The sequence below is a fragment of the Desulfosporosinus youngiae DSM 17734 genome (assembly GCF_000244895.1).
Lineage (GTDB): Bacteria > Bacillota > Desulfitobacteriia > Desulfitobacteriales > Desulfitobacteriaceae > Desulfosporosinus > Desulfosporosinus youngiae.
The window spans coordinates 107315-121270 of record NZ_CM001441.1 but is presented as its reverse complement, the minus strand read 5'-3'; the positions used below and the strand labels follow the sequence as shown (position 1 = coordinate 121270).

Sequence of the window (13956 nt, the reverse complement as noted above, 5' to 3'; positions counted from 1 at the left end):
TTTACTGCCCCCCTTTATCTAACGGCAAGTATCCAGGATATACAATTGGATTTACCAACATTTTATTAAGATAATTAACGTTAATTTTCGCCCTCTTTCGAATTAATCCGCTCAAAATACCTGCCCCTTCGATATCTCCCACCATAATCATTCCTACCAAACGTTCATCTTGAACTACAAATTTTCGATAGAAGTTCTTATCAGGCTCCGATGCTCTAAGCACACTGCCTTCTCCAGGCGGCAAATTCACACGTCCGGCAGAAATAATTCCTACTCCACCGATTACGGCGGAGTTTACGGCCAGTGAACCATGATATTTACGTTTAATACCCGCCATATTGCATCCAGCGATGATTCCTTGTTCTGTCGCAGAAGGCCAAATAGCATTCACACATTTTTCACCACTTAAAAGATCGAATGCTTCAGCAACATCACCAGCAGCGTAAATATCACTTACGGATGTTTGCATATCATCATCAACAAGAATACCGTAATTCACGGCTACTCCACTGTCACTCACTAGCTTTACATTAGGGCGGACACCAACCGCTCTAATAATCATCTGACAGGGGATCTGTTCGCCGGTATTCAGAAGTACACCTGAGACCGCCATACGTCCATCCCCATCCTCTTCACCTAACACTTTGGTTACTTTGGTATTTAGGAGGACTCGATAGCCTTCTTCTTCCAACAATCTTGTTAGAATCTCGGCAGATTCTACATCAATGGAGTGACGCAGAACTTGAGGTGCGGATCCTACAATTGTCACATTAATACCCAGTTCATGGAGTCCGTGAGCTCCTTTAAGCCCTACAAGACCGGCGCCCATAACAACAGCAGTTTTTGCCTTTGGGGCAAACCTTGCCACTGCTTTAGCATCATCTAAAGTGCGCAGTTCAAAAATTCCCTCTGCGTCACTTCCCTCAAGAGGAGGGTTAAAGGGAGAAGAACCCGTCGCAATCAGCAACTTGTCATAAGTAACCCTCTCGCCCAAGGCTAACAGGACACTTTTGGAATTAGGGTCCACCCGTTCAACGTATCCCACTCGAAAATCAATTCCGGTTTCAGCATAGAAAGCTTTATCCCGAATGTACATCATCTCTTCCGAAATTTCATTTCCCAAATAATAGGAAGTCAGACAACGGGAATAAGGTAAACAATCTTCGTTCGAAATCATAATTATCTGTCCATTGGGATCTAAACCCCGAATTGTTTCTGCTGCGAAAACACCCGCCGCGCTATTGCCGATAATGAGATAGCGCATATTAATCACCCGCAACTTTCATTTCATATTCTTCCGGAGTACCATAAAATAAGGCTTGCTGAGAACATGATGCAACGCAGGGCAGAGTCTTTTCATCTTTGCAAAGATCACATTTACTCGCTTTTTTAATCTCACTACGCGATGCAATTGCGCCAAAAGGACAAACCATAATACACATCCAACAGCCTACGCATTTATCCGGGTTGTGAAAAACCTCACCCATCGGGGAAAACTTCATTGCTCCGGTCATACAGGCTCTTACACACATCGAGTCAGTGCAATGCTGGCATATTGTAGCCCAATATTGATTCCCTGATTGTCTTACCCTAATCCGCGGCTGCGGAGATGGCCGTTCCAATTTGGACATGAATAGGCTTTGAGATTGGGAATGTTTTTCGAGGCATGCTGCTTCACAAGCTTGACACCCGTCGCAATGTTTTGATATAAAAAATAGTTTTTGCACACGCATCATACCTTTCTCTTCCAAACTAGAGCTCACTGAAGAATACTTCTTTTGGAAGGCATATAATTGTTAGATACTAATCCCCACTAGAGGCAACACATACTTCAGCCCAATACAGATCAAGATGACTGCGAGAAACATTTTCATATAACGCGCGTTGATATACTTTGAAACGCCTTTATTGTAAGTATTTTCACATTTCAAAATAGCCCTTTGCCCAGGACCAAGTTTTCCTCCTTTCATAATTTAGCTTACTGCGTATCTAATTTATCAAATTACTGACAATATTGATGTCTAACTCTCGACCATATAAGTGTCTTATATCTTACATTTATAGAATTTTTAGCTTCTCTAGTTCGAGACTCATATTTTATCCTTAATCCTTAAGGTAGAACATGGAATATTTCCTTACATACGTGGTTCTTAACGTTTAACGAAACGAACATAAGGAAAGGAAGGATAATGCCTTGCTTGAATTAGTTAATCTTAAGCAAAAAAAAATCGCCTAAATCATTAGTTTAGGCGATTTTTTAGGTTAAGTGTTATTATAACTATTAATCATATTTTTTATTGAGATACTTTTTGCGCAAATAGCTTGAATAACAAACCGCTAACGGATTATGACCCAATACCCGGTCCTTAACTGCGTAGGTGGTGACTGGTACTTTTGAATACTTATTGAACAACATATCATGACCTACACACAACCCTACGGCTATATTAAGTTCTGTTCCATCATGTTCCAGAACCTTAGCTTGAAGTATAGGATCACAAATAACTTCAATTTTATCCTCTTTCACTTTGGGAATTTCATAGTCCTCTTTCTTAAGTCCACCTATTTTACAACAAGCGGAGTATACCTCAAAATGTTGGGATAAAATCTTTTCTAAGATTTCAGCTTCATCAGATAGACCTACACAGAAGGCCATTCCAAGTTTCTTATAACCCATTTTCTTAGCAAACATAATCAATTCATCAAGACGGCTGAGATTGTTACCATGTACCGCTTGAAAACAGCCGCTGAGCCGATGAAAGGGTTTATTTTCTTCTTCAAAACATTCATCGAGTGTATACTTGCCCCCAGTGCAATCAAAGGCTTCTTTATCGCACATATTTTTAGTCTTCATTTTGCAAGACGCACATTTCATTAAGATCCCTCCTTAATTTTATAACGCAAGCTATAATTTAGGATCAGTTATTAGATACTAATCCCCACTAGAGGCAACACATACTTCAGACCAATATAGAACAAGATGACTGCGAGAAACATCTTCATATAACGCGCGTTGATATACTTTGAAATGCGGGCTGCTACGACTGTACCAATAGCAACACCGGCTAATTCAAAGGCTAGAAACTGAAGATCCAAAGCGCTGCCCATGGAAAGATAGTTCAGAATACTGGTCGAAGAGGATACTAAAATGGAGAGAACGGATGTTCCGGCGACAATATACATAGGGAATCCCATAACACTGGTCATAAACGGTACTAATAAGAATCCGCCGCCGACCCCTAACGATGCAGAGAGAACAGCAACTAAAAGCCCTGTAATGAAAACCATAATAGCGTTGTAGTTGAATTCCTGACCGGCAAAGGTAAAGGTATTTTGAAGACCGATTTTTTTGAAATTAACTCCAATTTCCTTAAGCTCATTCATTTTGCCTGAAGCCTTCAGCTCTTTAACTTTTGCAGCAAAGGTATCATTGGCAGATTTTACTGCTTTTTGACTGTCTCTGAATTTAGCGGTGCACTCATAGGCAATACGTATTGAAATACCCAAGGTGACTATCCCGAAGTAAGGCTGGAAGGTCTTCATATCTTTTAATAAGCTGTGCGAAAGGGAAGAGCCCAGGATTGCTCCGACAATTCCACCCAAGCCAAGCACTATAGCGGTAGGTACAACAATTCGCTTCTCACGAAGATACAGAGGAGTTCCAACAATAGGGCTGACCAGGGTTAAAATCTGGTTCATGGGTTTGACCATATTGGCATTTTTAAGTCCGAAAATACTCATATGACCCACACCTGCCAGGATGCCACCGGCTGCTCCTACAGATGTAAAAACATATCCTACAAAGATACCCCAAAGAATCAAACCAATGGGATTAGCGTCTACACCAGCTAATGCAAAATGCATAACATCTTCCTCCAATTTTATTGAATTTTAGTTACTTCTGATCCTCTAATAAAACCAACTTCACCAAATTTGTCCAACCTGGACTTTATTCGCTTTACAAGCGATTTCCCTAGATGAAATAAAATGTACATAACGATGTATGCTCCAATTATGCTGACCTGCCAGCTTACAAACGGAATTGTAATGGTCGGCCATCTCAAGCTAATTACCAAAATTATAAGAACGTGAGGAACTAATTTGTAAATTGAATCTACCACTACAGCTGTCAGATAATCAAAAAATACTTCCCTCATTTCCGTCTGAAGGGATTTATAGGCCTCTGCATCTCCAATATCAACCGCTACATCTGAGAGCTCGTCTAATTCCTGATATCGTTCTTTATAGTGCTGGACTTTTTTAGTATGGGGGTCCTTAAGGAATTTCACTAGTTCAGAAACCTTCCTCATAGCTAAACTCCTCTCTTGCAAAGATTTTCACTTTCTAAAATAGCCCTTTACTCAGGACCAGGTTTTCCTCCTTTCGCTTACTTTATATCTGCTATGTATTTAACTTATCAAACTCTAGACAAAATTAATGTCTATAGTTTGACTATATTTATGTCAAATATCTTGCTAAATTTATGTCGCATCCCTTACATTATTTAGGTCCTCTACGCGACCTTGTTTATGTCATGTGTATGACTATATTACTTCTTGCATCAAGCCTACACATTAAGAGAGGCTAGCAATTTTATGCCAGCCTCTCTTAGACAATCCATTTACTTAGCTTATCCGTATCTAGAATATATACTTCTTTCTCTTCAATGGCGATACTGTTTTCTTGTCTGAATATATTAAGCAAAGAGGTAACAGTCTGTCTTGAGGTTCCTATCATACAAGCAATCTCTTCATGAGTTAAGCGAAAGCCTATTTTCGTACCTGTTTGGGTTTCTACTCCCGCACGTTCGGTCATTTTAAGAAGTAGCATCGCCAGTCTTCCGGGGACTTGAAAGCAAACCATCTCTTGAATAATTGCTTCGGCCTCTCGCATTCTGACACCTAGGGTTGTAGCAACCTTAATTGCAATGGACGGATGGTTTACCAGCAATTCTTCAAAACGCGCGTTACGTACAACTACCAAAGTGGCATCGTTGATGGCACCAGCAAAACAGGTTCTCTCACCATGGTACAAGGTTTCAGCAAGACCCATTAACTGCCCCGAAGTTCTCATACTTCCAACTGTGACTCTTCGACCATCCGGAGTTATTCTGTATATTTTTACAAAACCTTCTTCTATTAGGTATATCCGATCAGCTGTATCCCCTTCAGAAAAAATTATTTGCCCTTTAGTATAATGAACTACGGTTCCATATTCTCTGATAAGGTCCTTTTCATGATCATCCAACTCTAACGCTTCATGATTAATACATTCCATTCTAGATCTACCCCTCCATATATTTATATTATCACAAATTTCTACAAAATTACCACTCCAATTATGGTGTTGCAAAATATAATCTCATTCCTGCTGCTAATTACTATAATAGGGCCTATAATATCGTTATTCATAAAAAAGCGCGCGAATTGTTCAGAAATTATAAGTAGTGTTAACATTATTTGCCTCAAGTATTTAAATTCAACATCATAGGAGAGCAGACCGATTACTCTGGCATTTGTACGTTCCACATGGAATTTTTTAATTCCTTTACTCCAGACTGTGATGAAGCACAGTTACCGACTATTCCTATTTTTCGGCATAAGTTTTGCACGAATTATTAAGGAGGCATCCAACCAGGGGCATTGGTTCTTTAGGATCCGGTTTTTAGGGTATGGATTCGTTCCCTAATAGTTATGATTATCCTGATTCCATTATACATGAAAAGCCGCACTGCATTCAGTGGGACTTTCTGTCCTCATAGACAACCTAAGTTATAAGACCTTTGAATTAGAATTTATAGTTTTTTATTCAGCTCGTAATTAAATAGTTATGATGGATGTCTTATGAAAAGAGAACAGGCATCAAACCCCGCATTCAAAGAGATTGGAGATAAAGCAAACGCGGCCTTGGGACGGGTTAAGTATCACGGGCATACAAGAATTTATCATGTACAGGAACTCTAGAATCGGCAACTTGAAACTTTACCACCATAATTTCTATACGTCTAGTGAAAATGATAGAAGATGTTGTCTGTAGCAAAGGGATCTTTGGCATGTCACAGGTATTAATTATTTTCAACAAGGTTATTTCCATACAGGAAATATATTGGCAATGTAGAATTTTATAATGATTAGAACAGTTTTCGATAAAAGGAGTGAAAGCGGATGGATTTAAGTAATAGACGACTCGGGTTACAGGTCACGGCATTAATGATATTTATTGCTTTGGCAGCAGGCATTGTTGGGGGAATTGGGATCTACGGCATGGCTCAAATGCACGAGACTTCAGATCAAGTTTATCAAGACGATGTAATTCCTATGACGCTTCTTGCAGACATGCATTTTCGCGCTCAGACCTATCGTTCAAATGTCGTATTGGCTGTGAGCGCTCGCACACCTGAAGAACGGCAGAATTTCGTAAGTCAAATTAATTTGCAAAGGAAAGCTTTAGAGGAACACATAGCAAGCTACGATGCCCTTACGAAATCAAGTGAAGAAGAAGATTCTTGGCAACAATTTAAAGTTGCTTGGAATGATTACGTAACGGAAGCTCAAACTACGATTGAGCTGGCTGAAGAAGGCCGAATGGAGGACTCTAAAGCCAATATGTTCGGAATCGCCGGAAACAAAAACCAGATAGCCGGAGATATCTTGCAAAAGATGGTTGACTCAAAAATGGATAAAGTCAACACAAACACTACCGTAAAAATGAACTCAATCTTTAAAAAGGCCTCCCTGGTTTCAATCATTCTTATTGCAATTGACGTCCTTATCAGCATTATCATTGGCTGGCTCCTAAGCCGAGCCCTCAGCAATATGATGCATAATTTGCTTCAAAATGCGAACGAAATTGCCTCGGGGGATGTAGCTCGAAAGAAGAAAGCCCCCTGGAAGGTTTGGAATCGCGAGGAAAAAGAACTTCAAAAAGCCTTTGGCGATATGGTGGTCTCTCTGAGAAACATCATAACGAATGTGGCCAACATGTCCGGTCAATTGGCTCAGACTTCTCAAGAGATGCATCTCGGTGCTGAGCAATCGGCACAAGCCGCGGAACAAGTTGCCACATCGGCAAGTGAAATAGCTAATGATGCCGAAAATCAGGTTAAGGAAATGATGGAAAACCATGAACGAATGAATCAAGTGATCGATAATCTGAACCAAACGGAACAGCGTGCCGAGAAAGTAAGTTTTGCCTCCAGGCGTTCCGCCGAGCTTTCCCAAAATGGCAATCTCGCACTGAATCAAGTGGTCACGCAAATGAATGAAATAGAAAATCAGGTCCATAATCTAAGCCAAGTGATTGGAGATGTGGATGAAAAGTCAGAGGAAATCGCTAAAACAGTGCAAATTATTGATAGTATAGCCCAACAAACTAACCTTTTGGCGTTAAATGCAGCAATAGAAGCTGCGCGTGCTGGAGAAAACGGACGAGGATTTGCGGTTGTAGCGGAAGAAGTCCGCAAACTGGCTGAACAAGTACAAACAAGCTTGATCGATATTTCCCAGCGCGTACAAGAAATGCAACAGGTTTCCCGCAGTGCCCATCAAGGAATGAAAACCAGTGTCGAGAGCGTCAATCAGGGAAGTGCTTATTTGAAGGAGATCTCTCATCAATTTAATGTAATTCTTGGTTCGGTAGAAGAAAGTGCTCGATTAGCTCAAGACATTGAAATAACCGTACAAAAAGTGCAACAGGATGGGGAACAAATAAAAGTCGGCATGCAAAAGGTGGTCAATCGGGCCGAGTCTACTTCTGTGGGAACTCAAACCACAGCCGCAGCGGCAGAAGAGCAAAACGCCTCGGTCGAGGAATTGTACGCCTCGGCAGAAAGCTTAAAACAACTAGCATTAGATTTGAAACAATTAATTAGTTACTTCAAACTCTAGAGAGGCACGCAGAGAGACTACCTCGTTAGAGATAGTCTCTCGCTTGTTACCTGGCGATACGAAAGCCTCCAGAGGAGACTTTCGCCACACTGCGTCCCCAAACGCACGCTCCTGCAGTGTGGATCGAACGGGTGGAACCCCGGACCCCGGTGCTTTCATTATGCAATATCTCTAAACACAAAGAGACCATCTCGTTAGAGATAGTCTCTCGCTTGTTACCTGGCGATGACCTGCTTTCCCAGGAGCTATGCTCCAAGTATCCTTGGCCCTGGAGGTCTTAACTTCCGTGTTCGGTATGGGAACGGGTGGAACCCCTCCGGCATAATCACCAGATCTCTGAGATAGTCGCTTTCTTTCGAATGCTGTTCTCTCAAAACTGCACAGAGTCGTTTATCTAGTATTGTCGTTAGAATTTGAGCCACTCACCTAGTCATTCGCAATCCCGAAGTCCTTCGCCCTCAGCCTCTCCGTCCTTTCGAACCTCGCGCCTCGCACTTCGAACCTCGCCTTAGGTCAAGCCCTCGACCGATTAGTACCAGTCAGCTCCACACGTCACCGTGCTTCCACACCTGGCCTATCTACCTGATCTTCCTTCAGGGGTCTTACCAGCTTTTGCTGTGGGAAATCTCATCTTGAGGCCGGTTTCGCGCTTAGATGCTTTCAGCGCTTATCCGCTCCGAATATAGCTACCCAGCTGTGCCTCTGGCGAGACAACTGGTACACCAGGGATTCGTCCATCCCGGTCCTCTCGTACTAGGGACAGATCCTCTCAAATTTCCTGCGCCTGCGACGGATAGGGACCGAACTGTCTCACGACGTTCTGAACCCAGCTCACGTACCGCTTTAATGGGCGAACAGCCCAACCCTTGGGACCTACTACAGCCCCAGGATGCGATGAGCCGACATCGAGGTGCCAAACCTCCCCGTCGATATGGACTCTTGGGGGAGATAAGCCTGTTATCCCCAGGGTAGCTTTTATCCGTTGAGCGATGGCCCTTCCACTCGGTACCACCGGATCACTAAGCCCTACTTTCGTACCTGCCCGACTTGTTGGTCTCGCAGTCAAGCTCCCTTTTGCCTTTACACTCTTCGCGCGATTTCCAACCGCGCTGAGGGAACCTTTGGGCGCCTCCGTTACTCTTTAGGAGGCGACCGCCCCAGTCAAACTGCCCACCTGATACTGTCCCCAACCCCGCTTCAGGGGCCTAGGTTAGAACTTCAGTACAAAAAGAGTGGTATCCCACCGGCGACTCCACCAAGGCTGGCGCCCTAGCTTCTCGGTCTCCCACCTATCCTGTACATTTTATACCAAAATCCAATGTCAAGCTGCAGTAAAGCTCCATGGGGTCTTTCTGTCCTGTCGCAGGTAACCCGCATCTTCACGGGTATTACAATTTCGCCGAGTCCCTCGTTGAGACAGTGTCCAGATCGTTACACCTTTCGTGCGGGTCAGAACTTACCTGACAAGGAATTTCGCTACCTTAGGACCGTTATAGTTACGGCCGCCGTTTACTGGGGCTTCAATTCAAAGCTTCGGGTTGCCCCTAACCTCTCCTCTTAACCTTCCAGCACCGGGCAGGTGTCAGCCCCTATACTTCTCCTTTCGGATTTGCAGGGACCTGTGTTTTTGTTAAACAGTCGCCTGGACCATTTCTCTGCGGCTCACTCTTCAGTGAGCGCCCCTTCTCCCGAAGTTACGGGGCTATTTTGCCGAGTTCCTTAACGAGGGTTTTCTCGCGCGCCTTAGGATTCTCACCCCATCTACCTGTGTCGGTTTACGGTACGGGCACCTGGTCACTCACTAGAGGTTTTTCTTGACAGCCTGGAGTCGGTTACTTCGCTACTTATGTTCGCTCCCCATCACGTCTCAGAGTATCGCAGGGCGGATTTGCCTACCCTACCTCCTACTCGCTTGGGCGTGCTCGACCAACGGCACGCTTAACCTATCCTTCTGTGTCACCCCATTGCTCAGACATTTCCAGGTGGTACTGGAATTTCAGCCAGTTGTCCATCACCTACGCCTTTCGGCCTCGGCTTAGGTCCCGACTTACCCTGGGCGGACGAGCCTTCCCCAGGAAACCTTAGATTTTCGGCGGGAAGGATTCTCACCTTCCTTTTCGCATACTCATACCGGCATTCTCACTTCTATCCACTCCACCATTCCTTACAGAATGACTTCTCTGCTGATAGAACGCTCCCCTACCCCTGCGCATCAAGCGCAAGCCATAGCTTCGGTGATACACTTGAGCCCCGTTACATTTTCGGCGCAGAACCACTCGACCAGTGAGCTATTACGCACTCTTTAAATGGTGGCTGCTTCTGAGCCAACATCCTGGTTGTCTGTGCAATTCCACATCCTTTCCCACTTAGTGTATACTTTGGGACCTTAGCTGATGGTCTGGGCTGTTTCCCTTTCGACTATGAAGCTTATCCCCCACAGTCTGACTCCCAATCTAAATCCAATGGCATTCGGAGTTTGATAAGGTTCGGTAACCTGGTAAGGCCCCTAGCCTATTCAGTGCTCTACCGCCATCGCTCATCAATTGAGGCTAGCCCTAAAGCTATTTCGGGGAGAACCAGCTATCTCCGTGTTCGATTGGCATTTCACCCCTACCCACAGCTCATCCCCTGCCTTTTCAACGACAGTGAGTTCGGGCCTCCAGTGGGTTTTACCCCACCTTCACCCTGGCCATGGGTAGATCACACGGTTTCGGGTCTACAGCATGCAACTTTCGCCCTTTTCAGACTCGCTTTCGCTTCGGCTCCGGCTTCCCGCCTTAACCTCGCTGCATACCGTAACTCGCCGGTTCATTCTACAAAAGGCACGCCACTACACTAACGTGCTGTGACTGCTTGTAAGCGTACGGTTTCAGGTTCTTTTTCACTCCTCTTCCGAGGTGCTTTTCACCTTTCCCTCACGGTACTGGTTCGCTATCGGTCGCTAAGTAGTATTTAGCCTTGGGAGGTGGTCCTCCCTGCTTCCCACGGGGTTTCACGTGTCCCGCGGTACTCAGGATTCCCTCACAGTTTAGTTCTCTTTCGTTTACAGGGGTGTTACCTTCTTTGCCGAGACATTCCAGTCTTCTTCAGCTAGAGATCTTCACTTAAAAGAGGGTCCTACAACCCCGAATCCCGAAGGATTCGGTTTGGGCTCTTCCCGTTTCGCTCGCCGCTACTCAGGGAATCGATGATTCTTTCTTTTCCTCCAGGTACTTAGATGTTTCAGTTCCCTGGGTTGTCTTCATCAACCTATGTATTCAGTTGAGGATAACCGGACATGACTCCGGTTGGGTTGCCCCATTCGGGTATCCACGGATCAAGACCTGCTTACGATTCCCCGTGGCATTTCGCTGTTAACCGCGCCCTTCTTCGACTCTTAGCGCCTAGGCATCCACCGTACGCCCTTAGTAGCTTGACCTATTGATCGCTACGTCTAGGTTTACTCAAAACTTGCGTTTTGATGTGAATTCTTTGACTTTACTAGTTTTCTTCTCTATGCAGTTTTCAAAGAACACTTATAAAAACAATGGTGGAGGTAAGCGGGATCGAACCGCTGACCCCCTGCTTGCAAGGCAGGTGCTCTCCCAGCTGAGCTATACCCCCATTTTCGATGTTAGTCGTCAAAATTCAGTTCATACGTTCATATGACACCGGTTCTGCTCGGTCATTGCTGACCTCCGGCTTCTGCCCTCTGACTTCTTGAATTGGTGGGCCTAGATGGATTCGAACCATCGACCTCACGATTATCAGTCGTGCGCTCTAACCAACTGAGCTACAGGCCCATTAAATTTGCTGAGTTCCCATTACTAATCGTGACTCTTAATTCTCCATTCGAACCACGATTACCTGGTCTCTCAAAACTAAACAACAGCTCTCTCCAATGAGTTGCCGATCCCTCGGCTTGAGTCTTGCGACTCTTTGTTGATCTCTCGTCAAACTCAGTTTCTCAACTTTGCTCTCCGAAAGAACCGACCAATAGGATGTTCGTCTAAAGCCTGAGCTCTAAACCGTTCTCCTTAGAAAGGAGGTGATCCAGCCGCACCTTCCGATACGGCTACCTTGTTACGACTTCACCCCAATCATCGGCCCCACCTTCGACGGCTAGCTCCCTTTCGGGTTACCTCACCGGCTTCGGGTGTTGCAGACTTTCGTGGTGTGACGGGCGGTGTGTACAAGGCCCGGGAACGTATTCACCGCAGTATGCTGACCTGCGATTACTAGCGATTCCGACTTCATGCAGGCGAGTTGCAGCCTGCAATCCGAACTGAGACCGGCTTTCTCGGATTGGCTTCACCTCACGGCTTCGCTTCCGTCTGTACCGGCCATTGTAGCACGTGTGTAGCCCAAGACATAAGGGGCATGATGATTTGACGTCATCCCCACCTTCCTCCGGTTTATCACCGGCAGTCTATCTAGAGTGCTCAACCTTACTTGTTAGCAACTAAATACAGGGGTTGCGCTCGTTGCGGGACTTAACCCAACATCTCACGACACGAGCTGACGACAACCATGCACCACCTGTCTCTCTGCTCCCCGAAGGGCACCCCCATGTTTCCGCGGGGTTCAGAGGATGTCAAGCCTTGGTAAGGTTCTTCGCGTTGCGTCGAATTAAACCACATGCTCCACCGCTTGTGCGGGCCCCCGTCAATTCCTTTGAGTTTCAACCTTGCGGCCGTACTCCCCAGGCGGAGTGCTTATTGTGTTAACTGCGGCACAGAAGGGGTCGATACCCTCTACACCTAGCACTCATCGTTTACGGCGTGGACTACCAGGGTATCTAATCCTGTTTGCTCCCCACGCTTTCGCGCCTCAGCGTCAGTTACAGTCCAGAAAGTCGCCTTCGCCACTGGTGTTCCTCCACATATCTACGCATTTCACCGCTACACGTGGAATTCCACTTTCCTCTCCTGTCCTCAAGATCTCCAGTTTCCGATGCACTCTCAGGGTTGAGCCCTGATCTTTCACACCAGACTTAAAAATCCGCCTACGCGCCCTTTACGCCCAATAATTCCGGACAACGCTTGCCCCCTACGTATTACCGCGGCTGCTGGCACGTAGTTAGCCGGGGCTTCCTCCTTGGGTACCGTCATGTCCTCTCAATATTCTCAAGAAGACCGTTCTTCCCCAAAGACAGTACTTTACAATCCGAAGACCTTCATCATACACGCGGCGTTGCTCCGTCAGACTTTCGTCCATTGCGGAAGATTCCCCACTGCTGCCTCCCGTAGGAGTCTGGGCCGTGTCTCAGTCCCAGTGTGGCCGTTCACCCTCTCAGGCCGGCTACTGATCGTCGCCTTGGTAGGCCTTTACCCCACCAACCAGCTAATCAGACGCGGGTCCATCCATAATCGATAGCATATTCAGAGGCCATCTTTCCTTAAGTCGTGATGCCACATCTTAAGATTATCCGGTATTAGCCCTCGTTTCCAAGGGTTGTCCCGGCTTTATGGGTAGGTTACCCACGCGTTACTCACCCGTCCGCCACTAAGACTTTCTCTAAGTAAACTCTTCGAAAGTCTCCGTTCGACTTGCATGTGTTAGGCACGCCGCCAGCGTTCGTCCTGAGCCAGGATCAAACTCTCCAAAAAAAGTTATTCAAACTTCTCACTTGAAGAAGATGATTGACTCATGATTTCTTTTGAAACTCTTGCGGAATTCTATAGAATTCCTCTCATTGGCTGTCCTTGTTGTTTAGTTTTCAAAGACCATTTCTGATTCGCATCCCTTATAGGACCGAGTTATATCTTAGCATTTAAAACCGCTGTTGTCAATACTAATTATTATTTCTCACTCCTATTTTTCAAGGGCCTACCACCTTGTTTACGCCTGTTTCAAGTATTTTCTCAAGCGAACAAATATTACTATACTATAACCACATACTTCTTATCAAATATCATTTAAGATGATAATATCCTTATTATGACCAAAAATGTTAATTTTTCTTCATAATACTAAGCATATTTCTATAACACGTTATATTTTACACTATTTTTATAGTTTTTGCATTTCACCGTTCTCTGGAGTTTAAAAAACTAGCTAAGAAAATAAAATAGCTGTCCAACACTTAGGC

At 45.0% G+C, this 13956-nt stretch carries 7 protein-coding genes, 2 tRNA genes, 3 rRNA genes and 1 pseudogene; 1 reads left to right on the top strand and 12 read right to left on the bottom strand.

Going from position 1 to position 13956, the window contains the following annotated elements:
* Position 1: 1 nt before the first annotated feature.
* The 7 genes and pseudogenes from DESYODRAFT_RS00590 to DESYODRAFT_RS00565 all read right to left on the bottom strand — a co-directional run bounded on the left by DESYODRAFT_RS00590 (position 2) and on the right by DESYODRAFT_RS00565 (position 5277).
* The gene (locus DESYODRAFT_RS00590; protein WP_007778105.1) at positions 2–1264 is read right to left on the bottom strand and encodes an NAD(P)/FAD-dependent oxidoreductase; all 1263 of its coding nucleotides are present in this window, start codon (positions 1262–1264) and stop codon (positions 2–4) included.
* A gap of 1 nt (position 1265) precedes the next feature.
* A complete protein-coding gene (locus DESYODRAFT_RS28960) occupies positions 1266–1631 on the bottom strand; it encodes a 4Fe-4S dicluster domain-containing protein (protein WP_282433058.1) in 366 nt (121 codons plus the stop codon).
* 165 nt (positions 1632–1796) lie between these two features.
* A pseudogene (locus DESYODRAFT_RS29700) lies at positions 1797–1901 on the bottom strand (sulfite exporter TauE/SafE family protein); the annotation flags it as partial.
* Between the two features lie 380 nt (positions 1902–2281).
* Positions 2282–2875: a DUF1847 domain-containing protein gene (locus tag DESYODRAFT_RS00580; protein WP_007778100.1), complete on the bottom strand. Its 594-nt coding sequence runs from the start codon at positions 2873–2875 to the stop codon at positions 2282–2284.
* 50 nt (positions 2876–2925) lie between these two features.
* The gene (locus tag DESYODRAFT_RS00575; protein WP_007778097.1) at positions 2926–3864 is read right to left on the bottom strand and encodes a sulfite exporter TauE/SafE family protein; all 939 of its coding nucleotides are present in this window, start codon (positions 3862–3864) and stop codon (positions 2926–2928) included.
* Between the two features lie 17 nt (positions 3865–3881).
* Positions 3882–4310, bottom strand: a complete 429-nt coding sequence (locus tag DESYODRAFT_RS00570; protein WP_007778095.1) for a hypothetical protein — start codon at positions 4308–4310, stop codon at positions 3882–3884.
* A 298-nt stretch (positions 4311–4608) separates the two neighbouring features.
* Positions 4609–5277, bottom strand: coding sequence for a Crp/Fnr family transcriptional regulator (locus DESYODRAFT_RS00565; protein WP_007778094.1), 669 nt, complete (start codon positions 5275–5277; stop codon positions 4609–4611).
* Positions 5278–6164: 887 nt separating this feature from the next.
* Here DESYODRAFT_RS00565 and DESYODRAFT_RS00560 point away from each other — a divergent pair.
* A complete protein-coding gene (locus DESYODRAFT_RS00560) occupies positions 6165–7886 on the top strand; it encodes a methyl-accepting chemotaxis protein (RefSeq protein ID WP_007778091.1) in 1722 nt (573 codons plus the stop codon).
* A gap of 217 nt (positions 7887–8103) precedes the next feature.
* Here DESYODRAFT_RS00560 and rrf read toward each other — a convergent pair.
* The 5 genes from rrf to DESYODRAFT_RS00535 form a co-directional block, all read right to left on the bottom strand.
* Positions 8104–8219, bottom strand: a 5S ribosomal RNA gene (rrf, locus tag DESYODRAFT_RS00555).
* A gap of 176 nt (positions 8220–8395) precedes the next feature.
* A 23S ribosomal RNA gene (locus DESYODRAFT_RS00550) occupies positions 8396–11304 on the bottom strand.
* A 109-nt stretch (positions 11305–11413) separates the two neighbouring features.
* Positions 11414–11489 (bottom strand) — tRNA-Ala (locus DESYODRAFT_RS00545).
* A gap of 102 nt (positions 11490–11591) precedes the next feature.
* Positions 11592–11668, bottom strand: a tRNA-Ile gene (locus DESYODRAFT_RS00540).
* 238 nt (positions 11669–11906) lie between these two features.
* Positions 11907–13474 (bottom strand): 16S ribosomal RNA (locus tag DESYODRAFT_RS00535).
* Together the 16S, 23S and 5S rRNA genes with 2 tRNA genes alongside form the textbook arrangement of a ribosomal RNA operon.
* Between the last annotated feature and the right edge of the window lie 482 nt (positions 13475–13956).

What these genes read in the sequence shown, in the direction of transcription:
- DESYODRAFT_RS00560 (WP_007778091.1), top strand. Translation starts at nt 6,165, where the DNA reads ATGGATTTAAGTAATAGACGACTCGGGTTACAGGTCACGGCATTAATG.
- DESYODRAFT_RS00570 (WP_007778095.1), bottom strand. Translation starts at nt 4,310, where the DNA reads ATGAGGAAGGTTTCTGAACTAGTGAAATTCCTTAAGGACCCCCATACT.
- DESYODRAFT_RS00565 (WP_007778094.1), bottom strand. Translation starts at nt 5,277, where the DNA reads ATGGAATGTATTAATCATGAAGCGTTAGAGTTGGATGATCATGAAAAG.
- DESYODRAFT_RS00575 (WP_007778097.1), bottom strand. Translation starts at nt 3,864, where the DNA reads ATGCATTTTGCATTAGCTGGTGTAGACGCTAATCCCATTGGTTTGATT.
- DESYODRAFT_RS00580 (WP_007778100.1), bottom strand. Translation starts at nt 2,875, where the DNA reads ATGAAATGTGCGTCTTGCAAAATGAAGACTAAAAATATGTGCGATAAA.
- DESYODRAFT_RS28960 (WP_282433058.1), bottom strand. Translation starts at nt 1,631, where the DNA reads ATGTCCAAATTGGAACGGCCATCTCCGCAGCCGCGGATTAGGGTAAGA.
- DESYODRAFT_RS00590 (WP_007778105.1), bottom strand. Translation starts at nt 1,264, where the DNA reads ATGCGCTATCTCATTATCGGCAATAGCGCGGCGGGTGTTTTCGCAGCA.